We start from the raw sequence: 24749 nt of genomic DNA on the forward strand, positions 1-24749 counted from the left end.
ACGGTCGCCGTGTTTCCTTTATCTCATACGGTGGGCTCCAGTCCGTACGTCGCTAAACGGGCACTTTCGCTTTTCTTATTGCATTGCTGGCATACTTTCAGAAGCAAATGTAATCGACTCAATAACTTTTAGTAAGGCTTCTGCTGTATCTAGTGATGTTAAACATACTACTCCATTTTCAACTGCTTCACGGCGAATACGGAAGCCATCACGAGCTGGTTGTTTTCCTTTAGAGAATGTATTAATAACAAATTGAGCTTGCCCTTGACGAATGACATCTAATAAATTTGGCTTTTCAGCACCAATTTTATTAACGGTCGTTACTGGGATGTTCATTTCTTTAATCAATTGTGCAGTACCCTCTGTTGCTAAGATGTTATAGCCGATACGGTGGAAACGATGAACTAGCTGTAATCCTTCTTCCTTATCCTTATCAGCAATCGTAAATAGGACAGAACCAAACTTCGGAATTTTCATTCCAGATGCGATTAACCCTTTATATAAAGCTTTTTCAAGTGTGTAATCACGGCCCATAACTTCCCCAGTTGATTTCATTTCAGGTCCAAGTGAGATGTCTACTCGGCGAAGCTTTGCAAATGAGAATACAGGTACTTTTACCGATACTTCTTTTCCTTCAGGGTGATAGCCTGTTTCGTATCCTAATTCAGGGAGCTTCTTACCTAAGATTGCTTTTGTTGCAAGGTTTGCCATAGCTACCCCTGTAATCTTACTTAGGAACGGAACTGTCCGACTTGAACGCGGATTTACTTCTAGCACGTATACCTCATTGTCATGCAGTACAAACTGGATATTTAAAAGTCCGATTATCTTTAATCCACGAGCTAACGAAATCGTACGCTCAATTACTTTTTCTTTGATTTCAGCAGATAGTGTTTGTGGTGGATATACAGCGATTGAGTCACCAGAGTGAACTCCAGCACGTTCAATATGTTCCATAATTCCAGGGATAAAGACATTTTCACCGTCAGAAATTGCATCTACTTCAATTTCCTTCCCTGTTAAATAGCGGTCGATTAGAACTGGGTGCTTGGGATTAATCTTTACTGCATTTTCCATATAGTTTAGTAGCTCTTCTTCCTTGTAGACAATCTCCATAGCTCTTCCACCTAGAACATAAGAAGGACGTACTAAAACTGGATATCCAATCTCACTAGCAATTTTTACAGCCTGATCTACTGATGTTGCAGTCTTACCTAATGGCTGTGGTATAGCTAATTCTTGTAATGTATTTTCAAACTTGTCACGGTCTTCAGCACGATCCATGTCTTCTAAAGCTGTTCCTAAAATTTTAACCCCTCGTGCTGCTAAGCCATCGGCTAGGTTAATAGCAGTCTGACCGCCAAACTGAACGATAACACCTTCTGGTTGCTCTTGTTTAATGACATGCATCACGTCCTCAAGTGTTAATGGCTCAAAATACAGCTTGTCAGATGTACTGAAATCTGTAGAAACCGTTTCTGGGTTATTGTTAATAATGATTGCTTCATAACCAGCTTCTTTAATTGCCCAAACCGTATGAACTGTCGCGTAATCGAACTCAATTCCTTGACCGATACGGATTGGACCAGAACCTAATACGAGAATACTCTTTTTATCTGAAATGAACGATTCGTTCTCATCTTCATATGTTCCATAGAAATAAGGAGTTGCAGATTCAAATTCAGCTGCACAAGTATCGACCATTTTATATACTGGCATAACTCCTTCTTGCTCACGTAAGTCGAAGATTTCTCCTTCTTCCATGCCCCACAGTTTAGCAATTGTTATATCAGCAAAACCTTTTTCTTTTGCTTCCGTTAACAATTCAATGTTACCTTTGTTATCTCTTAAATCTTTTTCTAACTTCACGATATCTTCCATTTTGTTTAGGAAGAAACGGTCAATCTTACTCATTTCCCAAAGTTGCTGTACAGTATATCCACGGCGGAATGCTTCCCCGATAACGAATAAACGTTCATCATCTGCAACTGCAATACGTTTTTCCAACTCGTCATTTTCAAGCGTTTCTAAACCACTTCTTTCTAAATGGAAAACACCAGCTTCTAATGAACGAATTGCTTTTAGAAGTGACTCCTCTAAGTTACGACCAATTGCCATAACTTCTCCTGTGGCTTTCATTTGTGTACCTAATGTCCGGTTCGCTGACTCAAACTTATCAAAAGGCCAACGTGGAATTTTACTTACTACATAGTCAAGCGCTGGTTCAAAGCTTGCATATGTTGTTTTCGTAATAGGGTTCATGATTTCATCTAATGCATACCCAACAGCAATTTTTGCAGCTATTTTCGCAATTGGATAACCTGTTGCTTTAGATGCAAGTGCTGATGAGCGACTTACACGTGGATTTACTTCAATAATGTAATATTGATAGCTATCTGGATCAAGTGCGAATTGAACATTACATCCGCCTTCAATACCTAATGCACGAATAATTTTTAATGATGAATTACGAAGCATTTGATATTCTCGGTCAGAAAGCGTTTGGCTCGGTGCTACAACAATGGAGTCTCCTGTGTGAACCCCAACAGGATCGATATTTTCCATGTTACATACAACGATCGCTTGGTCCTTACTATCGCGCATTACTTCGTATTCTACTTCTTTAAATCCTGCAATACTTTTCTCTAATAAACATTGTGTTACTGGACTATACTTCAATCCACTCGTTACGATTTCGATGAGATCATCTTCGTTATATACGAGTCCGCCCCCAGTTCCTCCAAGCGTATATGCTGGACGAACAATAATTGGATAACCCACACGTTCAACAAACTTATAAGCTTCTTCGAGATTATGAACGATATCACTTTCTGGAACAGGTTCGTGTAATTCATTCATTAATGATCTGAATAAATCACGGTCCTCGGCACGTTTGATTGCATCAAGATGCGTTCCTAATAATTCGATGTCATACTCTTTTAGAATGCCTGCTTCCTCTAATTCTACTGCCATATTAAGTCCAGTTTGTCCACCTAAAGTAGCAAGCAAGCCATCTGGGCGCTCCTGGCGAATGATACGACTAACAAATTCATACGTAATTGGTTCAATGTATACTTGATCAGCCATTGTAGTATCTGTCATGATGGTTGCTGGGTTTGAGTTAATAAGAATTACTTCATATCCTTCTTCTTTTAAAGCTTGGCATGCTTGTGTTCCTGCATAATCAAATTCAGCTGCTTGTCCGATAACGATGGGTCCTGACCCAATCACTAAGATCTTGTTTATATCCGTACGTTTTGGCATGTTGTCTCCCCCTTATTTGTTTAAACGCGCACTTTACTTTGTTTATGTTCTTCAATTAAATTAATAAACTTTGTGAACAAATGGTTTGAGTCTTCTGGTCCAGGTGATGCTTCAGGGTGATACTGAACACTGAATGCTGGATAGTCTAGATGAGCAACTCCCTCAACTGTTCCGTCATTAACTGCTTCGTGTGTAACAATTAATCGCGTATCTTCAAGTGAGTCTTTTTCAATTGTATAACCGTGGTTCTGCGATGTGATATCGATTTTTCCTGTTTCTAATTCTCTTACTGGGTGGTTGGACCCACGGTGACCAAATGTTAATTTCGCTGATCTTGCTCCGCAAGCTAATGCTAGTAATTGATGCCCTAGACAAATACCAAAGATCGGTACTTTACCTAGTAAATTTTGTATCATCTCAATACCTTCTGGTACATCTACTGGATTTCCTGGTCCGTTTGATAACATAATGCCATCTGGGTATAAACGAAGAATTTCATCAGCCGTTGTATTATAAGGTACGACGATTACATCACAATCTCGTGAAATTAAGTTTTGAATGATGCCATGTTTTGCTCCGTAATCAACAAGGACAACACGATGCCCTCTTCCTGGACAATGGTATGGATCTTTAGTGGAAACTCGCTTTACTTGATCATTTGGTTCTTCTGTTGAATTTAATTGTTTAACAACCTCTTCAATATTTACTTCCATGCTACATAATTTCCCTCTTAACGTACCATGCTTACGAATAAGACGTGTTAACTTTCTCGTGTCAATTCCTTCTAAGCCAGGAATACCTTTCGCCTTTAATAAGTCATCAATTGACTCCTCACATCTCCAGTTACTAGGATGAATTGCTGCTTCTTTAACAATCAGACCATGGATAGCAGGTTCAATTGACTCAAAATCATCTCTATTTATTCCATAATTACCGACTAAAGGATATGTTAATGTAACAATTTGTGCACAATACGAAGGATCTGATAAAATTTCCTGATACCCTGTCATACCAGTATTAAAAACAACTTCCCCTTCTTTTTCGTTCTCACTTCCAAAAGCTTTTCCAACAAATACCGTTCCATCTTCTAAAATTAATTGTCTTTTCATTGCTGCTCCCCCTTTTTCCAAACAAGCTCTCCAGCTACAAATGTATGTGTCGGCCAACCTTTACAATTCCAATTTGCAAATGGTGTATTCTTCCCTTTAGATACGAATGTTTCAGGGTTAATTACCTCTTCATTAGAGAGATCAATAACTGTAATATCTGCTTCTACACCTTCAACAAGTGTTCCATATGGTAAGCCGAACGTTTCTGCTGGTTTAATTGTTAACCAATCCACTAATTGCTTTAATGTAATCGTTCCTTTTTCAACCATGTTTGTATATAGCAATGGAAATGCTGTCTCAAGACCAACAATCCCAAATGGTGCTTTTTCCATACCTAGTGCCTTTTCATCTGCACTATGAGGTGCATGATCAGTAGCGATGAAATCGATCGTTCCATCTAGTAAACCTTCGATTAAAGCCTCAAGATCCTCTTTTCCTCTTAGTGGTGGGTTCATTTTATAATTTGAATCTAACCCTGAAATATCTTCGTCACATAGTAGTAAATGATGTGGAGTTACCTCTGCTGTAACTTTAATTCCTGCCCTTTTGGCATCGCGAACTACTCTTACTGACTCTTTTGTACTAATATGACATACGTGGTAATGCGCATCCGCTGCTTCAGCTAGTAACACATCCCGCGCGATATGTACTGATTCACACACTGAGGGGATACCATTAATGCCATGTTTCTCTGAAAACGCACCTTCATGGACCGCACCTTTATGGATTAGTGTGTTCTCCTCACAGTGTGCAACAATTGCTTTTTTAATTTTTGCAGCTGCCTTCATTGCTTGAAGCATCATGTCTGCACTTTGTACACCCACTCCATCATCTGTAAAAGCAAATGCTCCACTCTCTGCAAGTTCTTCGAAGTTTGTTAATTCTTGACCTAGTTCACGAATGGTAATTGAAGCATAAGGAAGTACTCGAACATGCGCTGTTTCCTTAATCCGATTTTGCAGCCAATCTAATTGTTCCTTCGTATCTGGAACTGGTCTCGTATTTGGCATTGGTGCTACTGTCGTAAATCCACCTTTAGCTGCTGCTAATGTTCCAGTTTCAATTGTTTCTTTATGTTCACCACCAGGTTCTCTTAAGTGGACATGCAGATCAATCATTCCAGGAATGACTAAGTTCCCGTTAACATCAATTATTTCATCTGCTTGTTCTTCTAGTTCCTTACCGATTTTGATAATTTTACTGTTTTCGATCAAAATATCACCATTTGTTAATTCACCAGCTTCACTAAGTAACTTTCCATTTTTAATTAATGTTCTCATTTATTAAAGTCCTCCCTTTTCGATCGCACGTTTTAATACTGCCATTCTAACTGCAACGCCATTTGTCATTTGCTTAAAAATTCTTGAACGTGGACATTCAACGAGCTCACTTGCAATCTCAACATCTCGGTTAATTGGAGCAGGATGCATAATGATACTGTCTTTTTTCATTCGTTGCTCTCTTTCAATTGTTAAACCATATTGCTCGTGATAATCGCTCTTTGTCGTCACCATTTTAACTGCATGGCGTTCGTGTTGGATCCGGAGCATCATCATTACATCAGCCATTTCCACAGCATCATCAATATCTATGAAATTTCCATAAGGGATACTTTCATCAATCCATGAACGCGGTCCTGAAAACCACACGCTGGCACCTAGGCGGTGAAGTACTTCTGCATTGGATCTAGCTACTCGACTATGTCTAATGTCTCCGACGATGACGACCTTTAATCCTTCGAAGGTGCCAAACTCTTGCTTAATAGTTAATAAATCAAGTAAAGATTGAGTAGGATGGTGGCCACAACCATCTCCTCCATTGATGATTGGAATTGAAATTCTCCCTACAAGATCATCAAAGTAATGATCTTGCTGATGACGTATAACGACAATATTTGTTCCAATCGCCTCTAACGTTTTAACCGTATCGTACAAAGTTTCCCCCTTAGTTACACTCGACGTTTGAGCTTCAAAGTTTAAAACTTGTAGACCTAGTTTTTTCTCTGCCACTTCAAAGCTAAATTTGGTTCTCGTACTCGGTTCAAAGAAAAGATTGGCTACGAATGTTTCTCGGTTGGGCATCCAACGGTCACCATTTAGGAAAGCTTGAGCATCGTGTAAGATTTGGTGAATTTCATTCGTCTCTAGTAATGGCATCGTTAATACGTGCATAATCATCTTCCTCTCCTTAATTTTCACTTCATTTATTATAAAAAGAAAGGATGGCTCATTAATGTTTACACATCTTTTTAGATGTCATAAACAAATCATTGAGTCATCCTCTTGAAGATAGGCAGAAAAAACAACTGCCACTAGTTCTAACTCCTTCAAAGCCTCTCTGGACCTTTGTTAAAGGATGATTAATTTCTACTGATTATATAGTTAATTATTAATTATTGATTATCATCGTCAAACATAGATTTCGTTCCGTAACTTACTTCTTTATCTGGTAGCACCAAATGAAGTACAATCCCGATAATTGTTGCTAGTGCCATACCAGCAATTTGGATTTCATCTGAAACTTGGATGAAGGCTCCACCGATACCGATGACAAGTATAGTAGAAGATATGATTAAGTTACGCTTTAATCCCATATTGATACCATTTTCGATTAACATACGTAAACCAGATGAAGCAATAACTCCAAAGAGTAAGATTGATACTCCACCCATAACTGCAGTTGGGATCGTTTGAATTAATGCAGCAAATTTCCCAAAGAAAGCTAGTGTCATAGCCAGTACAGCCGCTCCACCGATAACGAATACACTAAATACTCGAGTAATCGCAAGTACACCAATATTTTCCCCATAAGTTGTATTTGGAGGCCCCCCAAGGACAGAGGCGATCATTGTTGCAACCCCATCTCCTAATAAAGAACGATGTAAGCCTGGCTTTTTAATGAAATTTTTCCCTACCACTTTACTCAGAACCATTTGATCCCCAATATGTTCTGAAATTGTTACTACTGCAATTGGTACCATAATCGCTGCGATTTGCCAACTAAAACTTGGTGTATAAGTGACAAACGGTATGATGAAATCAGGTACTGCAAAAATTGAAGCTTCTCTTACAGGTGTTAAATCTATAACACCCATAAAGTATGCATAAACATATCCACCGATAATCCCAAAGAGGAATGGAATAAGACCGAAGAATCCTTTTAGAAAGAAAGCTGATAAAATGGTAATTCCTAAAGTGACAATAGCTACCGAGAATAGAGTTCCGCTATATTCGTCTGTACCAGGAACATACATGGCCATATTGATCGCAACTCCTGCTAGACCTAAACCGATAACCATAATAACTGGCCCTACGACGATTGGTGGTAAGATTTTGAGTAACCAATTTACTCCGCTCGCCTTAATTACAAGTGCTACAATCCCGTAAATAATACCTGCTAGAAAACTTCCGATCATTGCTCCTTCTGGACCACCGATCGTTGTTGCTGCGATTATCGGCGCAATAAACGCAAAGGATGAACCTAGGTAAGCTGGAATTTGTCCTCTCGTTATTAACAAATACGCTAGAGTACCTAATCCACTTGAAAAAAGTGCGACTGCAGGACTTAAATCAACTAAATATGGAACTAAAATGGTTGCACCAAACATTGCAAATAAGTGCTGTATACTAAATGTTAACCATTTATCAAACCTTGGTACTTCATTAATACCAATTTCTTGTTGTTGTGACATTTTATTTTCCTCCCTTAATCTTTCTCATGTTAGTAAGCTTTGTTGAAATGGTGGAAATTATTAAAAAAACCTCTACGTCCAATGTTGACGAGAGGCTTTTACACTTTAAAAAAGGACATAGTCCAAGTAAGTGTATTTTCGTCTCTTGTCAGCCTCACTGGACTGCTTTAAAGAGTCTTATTTAATTTCTTCCTTTTGAATGATACTCACTTCATCAATTTCATCTACTTCATTTAATTTAGCCGTAATAATTTCACTTTTCGAAGTTGGGACATTTTTACCGACATAATCTGGACGAATTGGCAATTCACGATGACCTCTATCAATTAAGACTGCCAATTGGATTTGTGATGGTCTTCCTAGATCCATTAACGCATCTAAAGCTGCTCTAACTGTTCGACCCGTATAAAGCACATCATCAATCAAGATTACTTTCCGATCAGTAATATCAGTAGGAACTTGTGAACCTTTTAGAAGAGGGTCTTGGTCATCCGTTTTTACAGTTAAATCGTCCCTGTAAAGTGTAATATCGACTTCACCTACTGGGATCTTTTCACCTTCAATTTGTTCGATTCGTTCTGCTAATCTTTTTGCTACATATATACCGCGGGTTTTAATTCCAACTAAAACACAGTTCTCAATACCTTTATTCCGCTCAATTATTTCATGTGCAATTCTAGTTGTTGCGCGGCGAATAGCTTGCTCGTCTAAAATTATTCTCGCCATGTGAAACACCTCCACACTAAATAGTATGTCCTAACGTGAAAGCGGTGGTTTAACAAAAAACCTCTCACCGTTATGATGAGAGGTTTAGTGAATGTTCGATAAATGGGCACAATCCACCCAATGTTACCTTAAATCCGCTTCCTTCTCAGCCTCACGGGACTGTAGTTAAAGGATCTATATTGTTGTTAACGTTATTATTCCACTATTCGACAATAAAGTCAATCTGTTTTTCTAATTTAACAATAGTAAAACAATTCACATAACTTACCTTCTTAATTCTTCTAGTAATTTTATCATTTCTTGAGGAAGTGGAGCTTCAAATATTAGTTCCTCTTTTGTACGAGGATGTACAAATCCTAATACAGAAGCATGAAGCGCCTGTCCATCAATATCCAATGTCTTCTTCGGTCCATATTTTGGATCACCCGCTAGTGGGTATCCTATATATTTCATGTGAACACGAATTTGATGAGTTCTGCCAGTTTCAAGTTCACATTGAACGTACGTATAATTATCGAATCTCTCTAGTACTGTAAAATGAGTAACAGCGTCACGGCCATCTTCAGTTACAGTCATGCTTTGTCGGTCTTTTTTATCACGACCAATTGGAGCTTCAATCGTTCCAACATCATGTGAAATGACACCATGAGCAATTGCTTTGTAGATTCTTTTGGTCGTTTTTGCTTTTAATTGTTCTACTAAGGACTCATGCGCAGCATCATTTTTGGCCACCATCAACAAACCTGATGTGTCTTTATCAATACGATGAACAATACCTGGACGAATAACGCCGTTAATCCCTGATAAATCTTTACAATGATACATCAGGCCATTAACGAGTGTTCCTGAATAATGACCTGGTGCAGGATGTACTACCATACCCCGTGGTTTATTCACGACGATTACGTCCTCATCTTCATATACGATATCTAAATCAAGCGGTTCTGGCTCAACTTCAAGTAATTCTGGTTCTGGAACTTCTAAAACCAATAAATCATTTAACTGTACTTTATAATTTGTTTTAATTGTGTCACCGTTAACTGTAACATTTCCTTCTTTTATCCATTGCTGGACTTGAGTTCTTGACCAATCTGAATGAAAAGTCGTCATTAATTTATCAATTCGTTCATTTGCTTGTTCCTCAGTAATTATAAATTCATATTGCTCCATTATTTCTTCCCCTTTGCTATTCTTTCGTCGTTAATAACTTTAATGAAGATCAGAGCAACTCCAACACACAGTGCAGAATCAGCGACATTAAAAATAGGGAAATTGTATGTAAAGATAAATGTATCAATAAAATCTACAACCTCACCCCGAAAAACTCGATCGATAAAGTTACCAATTGCTCCACCTAAGATTAACCCTAGAGAAACCCCAAGTAGAATGCTTTTTTTAGCTTCTTTTTGAATGTAATATACTAAGAAAATTACTACAAACACTGTAATGATATAGAAAAACCACATTTGTCCCTGTAAAATTCCAAAAGCTGCTCCTTGATTGCGATGCGAAGTAAAGTAAAGTACATTTTCTATTAGTGGAATTCGTTCACCTAATTCCATTGTTTGTACTACAATCCATTTTGTCCATTGGTCAAACAAAATAATAAATAATGCAATAACATAATATAACCAAATCAAAGTCATTTCCTCCATCTCATTATGCATACGTTAGCATTTTAGCATAAAATGATGAAAGTGTCTTATGTTTAAAATAAACGTTGATAATTAGTCGATCCAATATAGAGTGGCTGACTCTAAAGCGCCAGGTAAGACCTGACACTCTTATAGAGCCAGCGTTGTTCTATTTTTCGTTTAAATACTGATCGTAATGCAGATTTCTTTGAAAATCGACAGATTCATCACCTTGATAACCATAAATATCTGTAGAAGCAAATGCCTCCAGTTCCTCAACATAACCGATTAATTCTCCCGTACGATCGAGTGAAGAGTCTTCAAATACCATACTATTTTCATTAAAAGATGCGACTGATTGATAAGCGTCCTCTGCGTCAAATTCAGACTCGTCATCACGATTATCGAAGTTATACTCATCAAAGTTACCTAACACTTCTTCTTCAACTGGGCGATGATTAGCTAATTGACCTTTAGAGTGCTCAACGACAGTTCGTGCAGTCGGGTTGGCTTCTAGTCGTTCATAAGGGATTTGTTGTCCAGTAACTTCACAAACACCATAGGATCCATTCTGCATTTTATTTAACGCATAGTTGACATCTTCCAGTTCTTTTTCCAACTTTTCGTAGAGTGCAATGTCTTTTTCGCGTTCATATAAGTCAGTAGCAGTATCAGCTGGGTGATTATCATATTGTGACAACTCTCCTGTTGAGAAGCTTGAAGTAACAGATAATCCATAATGGTCCGCTTCTTTTATTCGTTCTTCTAACGTTGCTTTTCGCTGCTCTAGCTCCCGTCTTAAATCACCATATTGTCGCATTCTTCTCCCCCTTTTTGTACAGTCTTTTGATGATGAACGTGTACAATATTAGTGTGACCGAAATGATTGTTGTTAGCCGAAACAACATTTGTAATGTATGTCAATTAAAGAAGGGGTCATCCTGTCTTAAACAGGACAACCCCCAAAGTAAATTAACCCATATAATTTTCGGTAACAATTGTAGCACAAGAAGTACATAATGTCGGATGAGCCTCGTTTTGGCCAACAGTTTTTGAAACAACCCAACAACGTTCACAAGTTTCACCTTCTGCTTTATTAACAACAATTGCTAAATCATCATATACATCTGCATGTTCTGGAGCTGTAGTCTTCTCTCCACCAATTACAGCTTGGGATACGATAAACAATTTTTGTAAATCAACATTTTCAAAAGTTGCCTTTAAGTCCTCTGAAGGGTACAAAGCAATTTGTGCAGTTAAAGATTTACCAATTTTCTTCTCGTTACGTGCATTTTCTAGTGCTTTTAAGACATCATTTCTCACGTTCATCAGACGATCCCATTTTTTAACTAGCTCATCTACATTCGTAAATGCTTCTGCTTTTGGCATATCGGTTAATTGAACACTCTCTCCTTCGATGCCAGGAATGTGAGGCCATACTTCATCAGCGGTATGCGATAAAATCGGAGAAACGAGTTTCGCTAGAGCAACTACTGTCTCATACATTACCGTTTGAATTGAACGTCGAGCATGACTATTTGGTGCGTCTATATATAATGTATCTTTTGCAACGTCCATATAGAAAGAACTCAATTCAACCGTACAGAAATTATTTAGCGCATGATAAACGTTAGAGAATTGGTATTGTTCATAACCTTTGTTAACTTTATTAATAAGTTCATGCAATTTCACAAGCATATATTTATCCAATTCTGGTAGGTCAGCAACCGCAACTGCATCTGTTTTCGGATCAAATCCGTTTAGATTTCCTAGCAAGAAACGGAATGTATTTCTAATTTTTCGATACACTTCCGAAACCTGCTTTAAAATATTATCAGATACACGTACATCAGCTTGATAATCAACCGAAGCTACCCATAACCGTAGAATATCTGCTCCTAATTGCTTCATGACATCATTAGGGACTACGACATTTCCTAAAGACTTACTCATCTTACGGCCCTCACCATCAAGGGCAAATCCGTGACTTAAAACACCTTTGTAAGGCGCTTTACCAGAAACGGCAACACTTGTTGATAATGAGGAGTTAAACCAACCACGATATTGGTCAGAACCTTCAAGATACAAGTCTGCTGGGCGTTGTAAATCATCACGCTCTACAAGAACTGCTTGGTGTGATGAACCAGAATCAAACCAAACATCCATAATATCCATTTCGCGGGTAAATTTACCGTTTGGACTATGGACAGATGTAAAGCCTTCTGGCAGCAGTTGCTCTGTTTCCCATTCAAACCAAATATTTGAACCATGCTCTCTAAATAAACTTGAAACATGATCAATCGTCTCGTCTGTAATTATTGGCTCTCCATCTTCACCGTAGAAAATCGGAATAGGTACTCCCCATGCGCGTTGACGTGAAATACACCAATCTCCACGGTCACGAACCATATTATAAAGACGTGTTTCACCCCAAGTTGGGATCCACTCTACTTCATTAATAGCTTGAAGCAACTCTTCTCTAAAGTCTTTAATAGATGCAAACCATTGTGCCGTCGCTCTAAAAATAACTGGTTTTTTTGTTCTCCAATCATGCGGATAAGAGTGAGTAATAAAAGACAGCTTTAAAAGAGCACCTACTTCAGTTAACTTTTCAGTGATTGGCTTATTCGCTTCATCGTAAAATAATCCCTCAAAACCGACAGCTTCTTTTGTCATAACACCTTTATCATCAACTGGACATAATACTTCTAGATTGTATTTTTGACCGACGATATAGTCATCTTCACCATGACCAGGTGCTGTGTGAACACAACCTGTACCTGCATCTAGAGTAACGTGGTCTCCACACATTACAAGAGAGTCTCGATCGTAAATTGGATGTTTTGCAATTACGTATTCTAACTGCTCACCTTTAAATGTTTTTAGTACGCTGTGAGTTTCCCATTCTAATTCAGTTACTAGCGCTTCTAACAGCCCTGAAGCAACAACAAACTTATCGTTTTCTACTTGGACAACACTATATTCAAGTTCAGGATGAACTGTAATTCCAAGGTTAGCTGGAATAGTCCATGGTGTTGTTGTCCAAATGACAATTTTCTCGTCTCCATCTAAAACACCTTTTCCATCTCTAATTGGAAAAGCCACATAAATTGACGGAGAGCGTTTATCATGGTACTCAATTTCAGCTTCTGCCAGAGCAGATTCTGAAGATGGTGACCAGTAAACAGGCTTTAACCCTTTATAGATATACCCTTTTTTAGCCATGTCACCAAAAACTCTAATTTGTTGTGCTTCATATTCTTTGTTTAAAGTAATATAAGGGTTTTCCCAATCACCTCGAACACCTAACCGTTTAAATTGTTCACGCTGACGATCTATTTGTTCAAGTGCATATTCTTCACAAAGCTTTCTGAAGTCAGCAACACTCATCTCTTTACGTTTAACCTTTTTATTTTTTGTAAGAGCAGTTTCAATCGGAAGTCCGTGAGTATCCCACCCTGGCACATACGGTGCATGGTATCCACTCATAGATTTAAAACGAACAATTATATCCTTTAATACTTTATTTAAAGCATGCCCCATATGGATATCTCCGTTTGCGTATGGGGGACCATCATGAAGGACAAATAACGGACGACCTTCTGTTCGTTGTTGTACTTTTTGATAAATATTCATTTCATCCCAGTTTTTTTGCATTTCAGGTTCACGATTAGGTAAGTTTCCACGCATCGGAAACTCAGTCTTAGGCATTAATAAAGTATCTTTATATTCCATTCTGTTTCCTCCTAAATAATATGTAAAACGAAAAGCTGTAGACGCTGGACGCTATAGCTAGACATTCGAAAAGCGGTAGACAACAAAAAAAACCTTCTCGCCTTATAGGGACGAGAAGGTTACCCGTGGTACCACCCTACTAAATAATAACAATTTAAATTTGTCATTATTCACTCTCATTCGTATCGGGAATAAACCGCTATAGCCTACTAGAAAAACTTTCGGTATAGAACTCAAGGGTGATTTTCCCATTAACACTTCATATCAGGCTCCCACCGCCCCTGACTCGCTATAACGAAGGTTGGTAAAGGTACTCTCCCTATCATAGTTTCCATCTTTTCAGTTTGAGACGAATTATATAAAAAATTTATACAAATGTCAAATGATGTTTATTCTACAGTTTCTTTTTCCACTGTTTCCTCAACTTTTGAGAGTTCATCCCAATCATCGGTTTGGAGCATTTCTAACTGTGCTTCTACAAGCATCTTAAATCTTATACGATAAACAGAAGCTTGTTTCTTTAACTCTTCAATTTCTAACATCACTTTTCTTGATTTCGTTAATGCATCATTAATTATTCGATCCGCATTTTTCTCTGCTTCCTTAACAATTAATTGTGCTTCTTTTTGAGCACTACGACGAACCTCTTCGGCAGATTCTTGAGCTACTAAAATTGATTTATTTAAAGTTTCCTCAATTTTGTTATAATGCTCTAATTTCCCATCAAGGTCCTGTACCCGTTCAAACATTTCCTTCTTTTCCCGTAGTACAGCTTCATAATCTTTTATGATTTGGTCAAGAAACTCATTAACCTCATCTTCATCGTAACCACGGAATCCGCGAGTAAACTCTTTATTATGAATATCAAGCGGTGTTAAAGGCACAACTCCACCTCCAAATCTTGTCGTTAAATTCTTTGATATATTCGACAGAAAATGAACATATCCTTCTTTTTCTATTAATAATTTATTTTTTCCTTCCAAATAAAATGCGAATTTTTCCCTTTTTTGTAGAACCAGCGATCGATAATAACTTACTTCTCCCAAGTCCTCTTACAGAAAAATAATCTCCTTCTTGGATCTGAAAGGCTCCATCTTCAACCGTTTTCCAATTCACCTTAACTAGTCCTCTATCGATAAAAAGAGATGATTTAGTTCGAGAAATATTGTACATTCCAGAGAGCAAGGTATCTAGTCGTAAGGAAGAAATAGTTGTTGACTCTTCAGTCCACTCTTCTAGTGTTTCAACGATATCTTCTTCATTTATTGGAACAATTTTAACTTTAGCTTGTCCAACTTTTTGTAAATTTAATTCAATAAAGCTGCCTACTTCATGGGCGACCATTAACTGAACCACTTCACTATTTAAGATGATATCGCCAAATTTTTCTCGCTTCATACCTAATCCCATCATAGAGCCGAGTATATCTCGATGTTCTAATGTTATAAACTTTCTAGGATATCTTAGCTCAAAAGCTTGAATTTGAAAGTCATTCTTAGAAAGTTCAAAAAAAGAAGGATAGATCATAGCACGTTTGCGCTCGGTATAAGAAGTGCCTCCCCAAAAGGAGAGGCATATTTCCTCATCTTTACCTATAATCGTTTTTAATATATCTTGCTGACGGGGATCAAGAAAGTCAGTTAGTTTATATGTGTATTGAACGATAACTTCCTGTTTCCAATCTAATACTTGATCAACAAATACTCGTTCTTCATTCCTAAAGTGCTGGTAAATATTCATATTTTTTTATCACCAGTTACATTCCGAATAATGCAGCAACTCCGTATCGTGCAAATGATAAGGCAAAAATAGCTACAATTGGCGAAATATCAATCATACCCAGAGGAGGAATAAACTTTCTAAACGGTGCTAAGTAAGGTTCTACAACTGAACCTAAGAATTGACCGATAGAAGACTCCTTTGCGTTTGGAAACCATGACATTAGAATATACGCAATGATCATGTATGAATAAACCATAATTGCTAAATTTAATAAAGCTCCAATTCCTTGCATTTAATTAATCCACCACCATTCTAACGTTGTTCAAATCTCTCTTGCATCATTTCTGTTATTGATCCAGAAACGTCTACATTATCTGGAGTACATAAAAATATACTTACTCCAAGCTTTTGAATGTCTCCTCCTATAGCATACACTGTTCCACTTAAAAAATCGACAATTCGCTTTCCTTGCTCATTTGAAATTCGTTGTAAGTTTATAATTACAGCTTTCCTATTTTTTAAGTGGTCTGCTATATCTTGAACCTCGTCATACGTTCTAGGTTCAATTAAAATAACTTTTGCTGCCGCTTTTTGTACACTCTGCAGACTGACAACATTTTGATTTTTAGCTTGTTTCTCATTCCTACGGTGCTGTGGTACCTCTTCTTGGGCTGCAGCAACTTCCTCATTATAAGATTCATAATCTTGCGAATCTTCTTCCAATTCAAAAAAACGTTTAAACCTCGATTTCATACCCACTAAAATTCCTCCTTTGACCTCGATTTTTAACCGACAAGCGAAGATCCGATCCGAATGAAAGTTGCACCTTCTTCTACTGCAATTATGTAATCATTTGACATCCCCATTGACAATTCTGTGCACGGAGCATGTTCAAGTGATAAAGCTTGTACTTCTTGCTGTAATAATCGAAGCTGCTTAAATACAGGGCGAGTTTCCTCTGAATTCTCAACAAAAGGAGCCATAGTCATAAGTCCAACTACTTGAATTGCAGGGAATAAAGAGAGATCATGGATGAACGAGATTATTTGATTTGGATCAAGGCCTGACTTCGATTCTTCACCCGAGACGTTTACTTGAACAAAGCATTTCAATGGTTCTTGTGAGCTCCATCTTTTTTGTATTTCCTCTGCTAAGGATAAACGATCTAATGAGTGAAGATAATCGATATGATCTATCACTTTTTTGACTTTTTTCGATTGAAGAGATCCGATAAAATGTAAAACTGGATCCGCATTAATGGAATTTGTTTTTTCGAGTAAACCTTCTACTCTGTTTTCACCAATATGAAAAACACCTGCATCTAATGCTTGTTGAGTTCTTTCAACAGTCACATATTTAGTGACTGCAATTATTTTTACATCATTAAGGTTGCGCCCTGAACGTTGACAGGCAGCAGCAATTTCTTCTTGTATTTTCTGTAGGTTTTCTTTAACTGTCAATCGAGCGTTCTCCTTTCTATTTACATACAATTAAATCCTATATAACTCATCATCCTGCCCGTTTTCCCGAGCTCTTTTCGGTGAGAAAAAAATAAATTTGTCTTACTAGCTGTACAATATTGGCTAGTTTTTATATTATCACTTGGAATACCTGCATTAATCAGTAATTGCTTATTTAACCTCTTTAAATCTAATAAGTAGTGTCCAGGTTTAGAAGGAATATATGGTCGCTCCTCACTACTTGGTAATGCATTATCGACTGCTCGAATAACATTAGTATCAACCTCATACTCTTCTTGACTAATTGCTGGTCCAATTACAACCATGATATCATTCACATCTATTCCCTCAACGGTTGTCCAATCTTCAATCATTTTAGGACCAATCTTACCAACCGTTCCTTTCCAACCTGCGTGTGCTAAACCGATCAGCTCATGTTTTGGTGCAAAGAAGTATAACGGTACACAGTCAGCATATAAACTGACAAGTAGAATGTTTTTTTCTTTTGTATATAATCCATCTACACCATCGATAGCTGTCTTGGTTGAAAGTCCACCTCTACTGGCATCACCACTAGTCACTTTTTTTATCTTGGCATCGTGAACTTGCTCACCTACTACCCAATTTTCAATAGGAAAATTAAGAAATTCAGCTACAATTTGGCGATTTTTTAGAACGATAGAGTCCTCGTCATATACATGTAGCCCTACATTTAATGAGTCATATGGTGATTTGCCGACACCTCCTAGACGAGTACTAAAGCCTACACAGAGATTATTGTCCTTCTTTTCCCAATCCGAGATTACTAATAATTCGTCTCCCGTTTGGTTAAACGGTTCATGGACCAAAAAATCACTTCCTATCCATGTTTTTTCGTTAAGCTTTAAACAACAAAAAATGCCATAATTTTGATTGTTTTTATCTATTTTAGCATATTTTTCTTGCAAAGAGTATTAAGTTTCGCCTTTTATCCCTCGTTTTTCTTAACTTCCACCTGTCGAATATGGTTGATAAGGCTCTGGTAAGTGCACTAAAATAACATCGTTTCCTATTTTAACAATATTACTCCAAGGAATGACAAACTCTTGTGTTTCTCGATTAAAAAAACTCATCATTTTGCCTGTTCCATTGATAATAATAGCATCAATTTGACCTGTCGATAGGTTGATATCGAGATCAGTTAAATTACCTAGTCGTTTCCCATTTTCCATATTAACTATATCCTTTGATTGGAGATCAGATATTTTCATCATAATTAACGCCACCTTCCATAACGATGCTGTAATACTTCATCTATATGATAATACAACCAATAATATCTCAAAAAATATCCAAAGGTACTAAAGTATACAAAAAAACAGCCTTGAAAAAAAAGCCATTGAAAAAGACCGAGTAACATTTTTGTTACCCGGTCTTTTTATTAGCTTTGAGCGTGTTTATTCATTTGTTGGATGGCTGCTTTTTCAAGCCTAGATACTTGTGCCTGTGAGATACCGATTTCGTCTGCAACTTCCATTTGAGTCTTTCCTTGGAAAAACCTCATATTTAAAATTAACTTTTCCCTGTCATTCAACCGGATCATCGCCTCACGAAGTGCAATTTCTTCAACCCAATTAACATCTTTTTGCTTGTCATCACTAATTTGGTCCATTACGTAAATTGGATCTCCACCATCATTGTAAATCGGCTCAAAAAGGGATACCGGATCCTGAATAGCGTCCAAAGCGAACACAACATCCTCCTTTGGAACATCCAGTACTTTAGAAATTTCTTGTACCGTTGGTTCGCGGTCTCTGTTCTTCTCAGCCATTAGCTGATCTCGAACTTGTAAAGCCTTATAAGCAATGTCACGCAAAGACCTCGACACTCGAATTGGATTGTTATCTCTTAAGTACCTTCTAATTTCACCGATGATCATAGGGACAGCGTATGTAGAAAACTTTACATTTTGGCTTAAATCGAAATTATCGATTGATTTCATTAAACCTATACAACCAACTTGAAAAAGATCATCTACATATTCACCACGGTTATTAAAGCGTTGGATTACGCTTAGGACAAGCCGAAGATTACCATTGACTAACTTTTCACGGGCACTAATGTCACCGCTTTGCATTTGCGTAAATAACTCACGCATTTCTTTATTCGTTAGTACAGGTAATTTCGCTGTGTCAACTCCACAAATTTCAACCTTATTTCGTGTCAATTCTTTCCCTCCCAACAGGAGAATGATGTTCATGTAAAGTATCTCCTTGAGAGGGAAAAATATGCACTAAAACTCGTCGATTAAATTCTGATAAATCAAATCAGTTCATGGTATTACAACGTTTGTAGGCATTCAAATATTTTTTTATCGAAAATTAGACCATCTTATTAAATTCTTTTCTTAATCGCTTAATAATACGTTTTTCAAGGCGTGAGATATAAGATTGAGATATCCCTAGTAAATCAGCAACATCTTTTTGAGTTTTCTCCTCATCTCCAGCTAGACCAAAACGAAGTTCCATTATTTGTTTTTCTCGATCATTTAATGTGTGTAATGCTTTTACTAGTAATTTACGGTCAACTTTTTCTTCTATTCCTTTTGTAATAATATCTTCTTCAGTTCCAAGTACGTCTGACAATAGTAATTCATTTCCATCCCAATCTATATTGAGCGGTTCATCAAAAGAAACTTCAGAACGAATTTTGTTATTACGTCGTAAATACATAAGTATCTCATTTTCTATACAACGTGAAGCATATGTTGCTAATTTAATTTTCTTTTCTGGGTTAAAAGTATTAACTGCTTTAATTAATCCAATTGTTCCAATACTAATTAGGTCTTCGATATTAATGCCCGTGTTCTCAAATTTACGTGCAATATATACGACAAGCCTTAAGTTTCGTTCAATCAACATGGCACGAACAGCCTTATCACCAGTTGGTAACTTACTTAATAGATGTGCTTCTTCTTCTTTTGATAATGGTGGGGGTAGCGCTTCACTTCCGCCTATATAATATATTTCGTCTGGTTTCATTCCCAAGCGGTATAATATTCTCTGCCACATCAACGTAAACTTCAACTTTAGCATGTTATTGCCTCCTCAATAAATGTAAAACTAAGCTAATTTTTTTCCTTCTCCTGCAACAAGCATCTTCGGATGAACAATACATTGATAGTCTCCATCGTTTGATAGTTTAATATCGTTAATCCCAATTAGCACTTTTTTTACAAGATGCTGCTCATTAGCCGTTGTCACTTTAACATGATCAGGCTTAATAGCAATCATAAATTGTTGGTCCTTGCCTACAACTCGATATGGGATAATTCTAATCCTTTCACAGAAAGGATGGTTCTTTTCGTATATTTTCTCTAAATTTTCATAATCGAGAAGTAGTTCAATTTCTTCGTTGTTTAGCATAGAATGTAATGCGTCCTTTTCTATGACCATAACTGGAGCTCTAGTAATTGGATCATGTAATTGGTTCCCACTATCGACTAGACCTTTCATGCTTAACATATCTTGACCAATTGAGATTTCCACATTTACCACTTGTTCATAATGAATTTTTCTTGTTTCCACTTGTTTTAACTGATGTTTAGAAAACAACCATACAAGAGGGAAACCGATTAAAACAAATATCCAGCTAAATGTGCTTCCGAATCCCGATGTTTTTGTAAACATAACTCCATCCAATATCTCAATCTCCGTTTGCCAAAAGAAGTGAAGAGCAAACAAGCCTCCCCCCGTCATAAAAGTAACAAAGTAAAACATAAATAAATTTTGAATAAAGTACGTTAATCGATAAAACCCAAATGCGATCCATACGATTGCCATTGAGTAAAGAATTTTCATCCAAGGCTGGTAAAACAAATGGCCAATTGGTGTAAACATAAAAAAGACAATAAGTGACGCAAAAAGAGCTGCTAAGAATAACCGCCATTTATGTATGTTTCTTTTGAGTGTTATTGCAGTTATCCAGATTAAGAGAAAGTCAATACATAAATTAAGAAACCAAATAACATCCAAATAAATGGTCATTGCATGTCCTCTCAATCATTTTTGGTATGTTTAGCCAAGTATATATCAGATTCTATTTATAAGTCTGTCAGTTTATGACGAGATTAAATAGTTATTTTGATAGATTTGCACTTATACTGTCAAAGGAACATGGTAATTGATTGACAATTTTTTGCATAAAAAAAGAACTGACCCATATGAGCCAGTTCATTAACATTTTTACTTAGAACGTCTTCTACGGTTACGTAAAAATGTTGGAATATCTAATGTTTCTGTTTGTTCAGGTTGTTGTTGAACTTGTGGTTTTAACCTAGGTTCTTTAACTTCCTCATGTTTCGGAGCTGTATTTCCAACCTTTTGTTGTACGGATGGTCTTTGTAATTGCGGCGGAGCCATCGTATTACTCTCACTATCTTCAAAACCTGTCGCAATAACCGTTACTACAATCTCATCCTTTAAATTTTCATTGATAACAGATCCAAAGATCATATTAACTTCCGGATCCGATGCCGCAGAGACAATCTCAGCTGCTTCATGTACTTCATATAAACTTAGATTAGAGCCACCAGTGATGTTCATTAGAACACCTTGAGCTCCATCTACTGAAGTTTCAAGTAATGGACTAGAAATAGCCTTCTTGGCCGCTTCTGCTGCACGGTTTTCACCCGTCGCAATTCCGATCCCCATTAATGCAGATCCTTTATCCACCATAATCGTTTTTACATCGGCAAAGTCTAAGTTGATTAAACCTGGAACTGCAATGAGGTCTGAAATACCTTGTACACCTTGACGAAGTACATTATCAGCTTCACGGAACGCTTCAAGCATTGGTGTATTCTTATCAACGATCTCTAATAGGCGATCATTTGGGATAACAATTAACGTATCGACTTTTTCTTTTAACGCGTCAATACCACCACCAGCTTGATTTGAACGCTTACGTCCTTCAAATGTAAATGGTCTTGTAACAACACCGACCGTTAAGGCACCTAGTTCTTTAGCAATTTCAGCGATTACTGGTGCAGCACCTGTACCAGTTCCGCCTCCCATCCCTGCTGTAATAAAGACCATGTCAGCACCTTGTAAAGCCTCTTCAATTTGTTCTTTACTTTCTTCCGCAGCTTTTTTTCCGATATCAGGATTTGCTCCTGCACCAAGTCCACGCGTAAGCTTTCCACCTAATTGTAGCTTTATTTCTGCTTTCGACAGGTGTAAGGCTTGCGCATCTGTATTCACAGCAATAAACTCAACGCCTTGTAAACCATTTTCGATCATACGGTTTACAGCGTTACTTCCGCCTCCACCAACGCCAATAACTTTAATTGTCGCTAGTTGATCCATATCCATTTCAAACTCTAACATGTAAGGTCCTCCTAATTCATCATGTATGCCGTAAATCAATATTGAAGGTTATCCAAAAAGTATAAGAAACACCTCTAATGAATTACTAACGTGTTACAATATTTAAGCCAACACTCATTAAATTCTAGGATTCTATTTCTTTTTGAACACGCACTATTATTCAAAAAATACTTTAAACCAACTTTTTACTTTTTTCATACCTTCTTTATCCTCTTTCGCCTTAGGAGCTGCTTTTTCCTTCTTAGAATTAGTCTTTTCTCCTTGATTCAAGTCAGAAACTGATGCTGCCACTTCTTTCCCTTGAATTTTTACATTGCGGTATGCAAATTGTATTAAGCCTACTCCAGTTGTATATTGTGGTTCACGAACTCCAATATAATCTGGAATAGCGACTCTCACATTACAACGTAGAACTTCACGGGCTAGTTCTAGCACACCTGGAACCATTACTGCCCCACCAGTTAGTACAAAGCCTCCTGGTAAAACTCCATAGCCTAAGCGTTGAACTTCTTTTTCGATAAGTTCAAAGATCTCATCCATCCGTGCCTCAATAATGTGTGCGATATCGTATTGAGAGAACTCATCTTGATCATTACTTCCAATAACAGAAACTTTGAAGATTTCTGCATCAGAAGCTTCATCAATGTAGGAATGTCCATGCTTTAACTTAATGCGTTCAGCTTCTTCACCAGAAGTTCTTAAACCAATAGCAATATCATTTGTAACATGGTCACCACCAATAGGGATAACTGAAGTCGCTTTAAGTGTTCCTTGTTCGAAGATAGAAATTGTAGTTGAGCCACCACCAATATCTACAAGACCAACTCCAAGGCTCTTCTCATCTTTTGAAATCGCAACTGCTCCCCCAGCAAGTGGTTGGAGACAAATATCAGCTATTTGTAGTCCAGCACGTTCTACACATCTCAATAAATTATGTAATATCGTTTTTGATCCAGTGATAATAGTGCCTTCCATCTCTAGCCGAACACCAATCATGCCTCTTGGGTCATTGATCTCATCTAAACCGTCTACAATAAACTGACGAGGGATGACATCAATAATTTCACGTTCTGGCGGAATGGATACCACCTGAGCCGCGTCTATAACACGAGCAATATCTTCATCACCAATCTCGCGGTCTGGACTTGATACTGCAACTACACCATGACATGGCTGTAATTGGACATGGTTACCATTCACACCTACAATTACTTGCTTTATTGATAAACCGATCATTCTTTCTGCTTGATCGACAGCTCTCTTAATTGATTTTACAGTTTCATCAATATCTACAATGGAGCCTTTCTTAATCCCATGGGATTTCGTATTTCCAACACCAATGATGTTTAGTGATCCATTGGCCATTTCTCCAATGATTACTCTTACATTGGATGTACCGATGTCTAAGCTAACGTAAATATCATTGTTGTTCATCTGTGGCACCTCCTTTTGTTCTGTGTAGCAAAAGACTGCTAAATAATAACTAATTTTCTAAGATTATCAAATGCCATAATGTTTAAAAACTCTAGCGAGAAAATAGAGAAGGAAAATTTATTTAACTATAAAATAATTCAACATTAAATAGCTTTTCCCTCTTATTTTTTTGTTTTTCTTTAAAAATCTCACATTTTTTCAAAAATTTGCTTGTTTTCATCACTTATGAGACTATGAAAATATGTCTCTAAGCTTTGTTCTCATTCCTTCTTTCTTTCCAATTCGACAGCAACATTCGACGAATTACAGCGATGTTGTTAAATAGTCGCACACCGAAAGCAAAAATTGCTGCTAAATATAAGTCTACACCAAGATGAACACCTAGAAAAGCTAAACCTGCAGCAAGAAGGATATTAAAAAAGAAACCAGTCAGAAATACGTTTGAATCAAAACTATTTTGCAAATGTGCACGAATTCCACCAAATAATGTATCTAATGCAGCTAATACCGCAATTGATAAATAATTGGAATACTCGTCAGGAATACGAAATTCTGTAAAAAAACCTAATATTACCCCTAAAATCAATCCAATAATTGGCAACCACATT

23 protein-coding genes and 1 other annotated feature are annotated in these 24749 nt (G+C 37.2%); all 23 genes read right to left on the reverse strand.

The genetic code is table 11. The features are described from left to right. Positions 1-75 precede the first annotated feature (75 nt). The 23 genes from carB to GKP30_RS18035 all read right to left on the reverse strand — a co-directional run bounded on the left by carB (position 76) and on the right by GKP30_RS18035 (position 24748). Positions 76-3264 (reverse strand): carbamoyl-phosphate synthase large subunit, encoded by a 3189-nt coding sequence (gene carB / locus GKP30_RS17925; RefSeq protein ID WP_216830845.1) that lies wholly within the window; start codon positions 3262-3264, stop codon positions 76-78. A gap of 20 nt (positions 3265-3284) precedes the next feature. Further along, positions 3285-4373, reverse strand: coding sequence for a carbamoyl phosphate synthase small subunit (locus GKP30_RS17930; protein ID WP_216830846.1), 1089 nt, complete (start codon positions 4371-4373; stop codon positions 3285-3287). Next, positions 4370-5653, reverse strand: coding sequence for a dihydroorotase (locus GKP30_RS17935; RefSeq protein WP_216830847.1), 1284 nt, complete (start codon positions 5651-5653; stop codon positions 4370-4372). Before GKP30_RS17935 ends, GKP30_RS17930 begins: the two co-directional genes overlap by 4 nt. 3 nt (positions 5654-5656) lie before the next feature. After that, entirely contained in the window at positions 5657-6544 is an 888-nt protein-coding gene (locus GKP30_RS17940) for an aspartate carbamoyltransferase catalytic subunit (protein WP_328703182.1), read from the reverse strand. A 221-nt stretch (positions 6545-6765) separates the two neighbouring features. Next, complete coding sequence (locus GKP30_RS17945; protein ID WP_216830848.1) at positions 6766-8064, reverse strand: solute carrier family 23 protein; 1299 nt, start codon at positions 8062-8064, stop codon at positions 6766-6768. A 177-nt stretch (positions 8065-8241) separates the two neighbouring features. Beyond that, positions 8242-8790, reverse strand: a complete 549-nt coding sequence (gene pyrR / locus GKP30_RS17950) for a bifunctional pyr operon transcriptional regulator/uracil phosphoribosyltransferase PyrR (RefSeq protein ID WP_216830849.1) — start codon at positions 8788-8790, stop codon at positions 8242-8244. Between the two features lie 264 nt (positions 8791-9054). After that, entirely contained in the window at positions 9055-9960 is a 906-nt protein-coding gene (locus GKP30_RS17955) for an RluA family pseudouridine synthase (RefSeq protein ID WP_216830850.1), read from the reverse strand. After that, positions 9960-10427: a signal peptidase II gene (lspA, locus tag GKP30_RS17960; protein ID WP_407928637.1), complete on the reverse strand. Its 468-nt coding sequence runs from the start codon at positions 10425-10427 to the stop codon at positions 9960-9962. The genes GKP30_RS17955 and lspA overlap by 1 nt, the downstream gene beginning before the upstream one ends. 166 nt (positions 10428-10593) lie before the next feature. Further along, positions 10594-11244, reverse strand: coding sequence for a TraR/DksA C4-type zinc finger protein (locus GKP30_RS17965; RefSeq protein ID WP_216830852.1), 651 nt, complete (start codon positions 11242-11244; stop codon positions 10594-10596). A gap of 152 nt (positions 11245-11396) precedes the next feature. After that, positions 11397-14159, reverse strand: a complete 2763-nt coding sequence (gene ileS / locus GKP30_RS17970; RefSeq protein ID WP_216830853.1) for an isoleucine--tRNA ligase — start codon at positions 14157-14159, stop codon at positions 11397-11399. Positions 14160-14262: 103 nt separating this feature from the next. Then, positions 14263-14494: a binding site (T-box leader), on the reverse strand. Positions 14495-14548: 54 nt separating this feature from the next. Next, entirely contained in the window at positions 14549-15043 is a 495-nt protein-coding gene (locus GKP30_RS17975) for a DivIVA domain-containing protein (RefSeq protein ID WP_216830854.1), read from the reverse strand. An 82-nt stretch (positions 15044-15125) separates the two neighbouring features. Further along, the gene (locus tag GKP30_RS17980) at positions 15126-15899 is read right to left on the reverse strand and encodes a YlmH family RNA-binding protein (protein WP_216830855.1); all 774 of its coding nucleotides are present in this window, start codon (positions 15897-15899) and stop codon (positions 15126-15128) included. Positions 15900-15915: 16 nt separating this feature from the next. After that, positions 15916-16173 carry a YggT family protein gene (locus GKP30_RS17985; protein WP_216830856.1) on the reverse strand — a complete coding sequence of 86 codons (258 nt, stop codon included), beginning with the start codon at positions 16171-16173 and terminating at the stop codon, positions 15916-15918. A gap of 20 nt (positions 16174-16193) precedes the next feature. After that, positions 16194-16640: a cell division protein SepF gene (locus GKP30_RS17990; protein ID WP_216830857.1), complete on the reverse strand. Its 447-nt coding sequence runs from the start codon at positions 16638-16640 to the stop codon at positions 16194-16196. A gap of 26 nt (positions 16641-16666) precedes the next feature. After that, positions 16667-17341, reverse strand: a complete 675-nt coding sequence (locus tag GKP30_RS17995) for a YggS family pyridoxal phosphate-dependent enzyme (protein WP_216830858.1) — start codon at positions 17339-17341, stop codon at positions 16667-16669. 20 nt (positions 17342-17361) lie between these two features. Further along, entirely contained in the window at positions 17362-18189 is an 828-nt protein-coding gene (pgeF, locus tag GKP30_RS18000; protein ID WP_216830859.1) for a peptidoglycan editing factor PgeF, read from the reverse strand. A 135-nt stretch (positions 18190-18324) separates the two neighbouring features. Then, complete coding sequence (locus GKP30_RS18005; RefSeq protein WP_216830860.1) at positions 18325-18594, reverse strand: YlmC/YmxH family sporulation protein; 270 nt, start codon at positions 18592-18594, stop codon at positions 18325-18327. 167 nt (positions 18595-18761) lie between these two features. After that, positions 18762-19580, reverse strand: a complete 819-nt coding sequence (sigG, locus tag GKP30_RS18010; RefSeq protein ID WP_236035179.1) for an RNA polymerase sporulation sigma factor SigG — start codon at positions 19578-19580, stop codon at positions 18762-18764. A gap of 121 nt (positions 19581-19701) precedes the next feature. Then, a complete protein-coding gene (sigE, locus tag GKP30_RS18015; protein WP_216830862.1) occupies positions 19702-20415 on the reverse strand; it encodes an RNA polymerase sporulation sigma factor SigE in 714 nt (237 codons plus the stop codon). Between the two features lie 27 nt (positions 20416-20442). Further along, entirely contained in the window at positions 20443-21366 is a 924-nt protein-coding gene (gene spoIIGA / locus GKP30_RS18020) for a sigma-E processing peptidase SpoIIGA (protein WP_216830863.1), read from the reverse strand. Positions 21367-21564: 198 nt separating this feature from the next. Continuing rightward, positions 21565-22707 carry a cell division protein FtsZ gene (gene ftsZ, locus GKP30_RS18025; RefSeq protein WP_216830864.1) on the reverse strand — a complete coding sequence of 381 codons (1143 nt, stop codon included), beginning with the start codon at positions 22705-22707 and terminating at the stop codon, positions 21565-21567. Positions 22708-22863: 156 nt separating this feature from the next. Next, positions 22864-24141 (reverse strand): cell division protein FtsA, encoded by a 1278-nt coding sequence (gene ftsA, locus GKP30_RS18030; protein ID WP_216830865.1) that lies wholly within the window; start codon positions 24139-24141, stop codon positions 22864-22866. Positions 24142-24388: 247 nt separating this feature from the next. After that, complete coding sequence (locus tag GKP30_RS18035; protein WP_216830866.1) at positions 24389-24748, reverse strand: small basic family protein; 360 nt, start codon at positions 24746-24748, stop codon at positions 24389-24391. Position 24749 lies beyond the last annotated feature (1 nt).

Source organism: Alkalihalobacterium elongatum (assembly GCF_019024285.1).
Taxonomy (GTDB): domain Bacteria; phylum Bacillota; class Bacilli; order Bacillales; family Bacillaceae_F; genus Alkalihalobacterium; species Alkalihalobacterium elongatum.

Excerpts from the sequence above, each read along its gene's own strand:
- sigG (WP_236035179.1), bottom strand. The coding sequence starts at position 19,580 with ATGAACATCATTCTCCTGTTGGGAGGGAAAGAATTGACACGAAATAAG.
- pyrR (WP_216830849.1), bottom strand. The coding sequence starts at position 8,790 with ATGGCGAGAATAATTTTAGACGAGCAAGCTATTCGCCGCGCAACAACT.
- GKP30_RS17955 (WP_216830850.1), bottom strand. The coding sequence starts at position 9,960 with ATGGAGCAATATGAATTTATAATTACTGAGGAACAAGCAAATGAACGA.
- GKP30_RS17945 (WP_216830848.1), bottom strand. The coding sequence starts at position 8,064 with ATGTCACAACAACAAGAAATTGGTATTAATGAAGTACCAAGGTTTGAT.
- GKP30_RS17940 (WP_328703182.1), bottom strand. The coding sequence starts at position 6,544 with ATGCACGTATTAACGATGCCATTACTAGAGACGAATGAAATTCACCAA.
- GKP30_RS17930 (WP_216830846.1), bottom strand. The coding sequence starts at position 4,373 with ATGAAAAGACAATTAATTTTAGAAGATGGAACGGTATTTGTTGGAAAA.
- ileS (WP_216830853.1), bottom strand. The coding sequence starts at position 14,159 with ATGGAATATAAAGATACTTTATTAATGCCTAAGACTGAGTTTCCGATG.
- ftsA (WP_216830865.1), bottom strand. The coding sequence starts at position 24,141 with ATGAACAACAATGATATTTACGTTAGCTTAGACATCGGTACATCCAAT.
- GKP30_RS17980 (WP_216830855.1), bottom strand. The coding sequence starts at position 15,899 with ATGAATATTTACCAGCACTTTAGGAATGAAGAACGAGTATTTGTTGAT.
- carB (WP_216830845.1), bottom strand. The coding sequence starts at position 3,264 with ATGCCAAAACGTACGGATATAAACAAGATCTTAGTGATTGGGTCAGGA.
- GKP30_RS17985 (WP_216830856.1), bottom strand. The coding sequence starts at position 16,173 with ATGCAAGGAATTGGAGCTTTATTAAATTTAGCAATTATGGTTTATTCA.
- GKP30_RS18005 (WP_216830860.1), bottom strand. The coding sequence starts at position 18,594 with ATGATGAAAATATCTGATCTCCAATCAAAGGATATAGTTAATATGGAA.
- GKP30_RS18035 (WP_216830866.1), bottom strand. The coding sequence starts at position 24,748 with ATGTGGTTGCCAATTATTGGATTGATTTTAGGGGTAATATTAGGTTTT.
- GKP30_RS17935 (WP_216830847.1), bottom strand. The coding sequence starts at position 5,653 with ATGAGAACATTAATTAAAAATGGAAAGTTACTTAGTGAAGCTGGTGAA.
- ftsZ (WP_216830864.1), bottom strand. The coding sequence starts at position 22,707 with ATGTTAGAGTTTGAAATGGATATGGATCAACTAGCGACAATTAAAGTT.
- GKP30_RS17965 (WP_216830852.1), bottom strand. The coding sequence starts at position 11,244 with ATGCGACAATATGGTGATTTAAGACGGGAGCTAGAGCAGCGAAAAGCA.
- spoIIGA (WP_216830863.1), bottom strand. The coding sequence starts at position 21,366 with ATGACCATTTATTTGGATGTTATTTGGTTTCTTAATTTATGTATTGAC.
- sigE (WP_216830862.1), bottom strand. The coding sequence starts at position 20,415 with ATGCTAAAGTTGAAGTTTACGTTGATGTGGCAGAGAATATTATACCGC.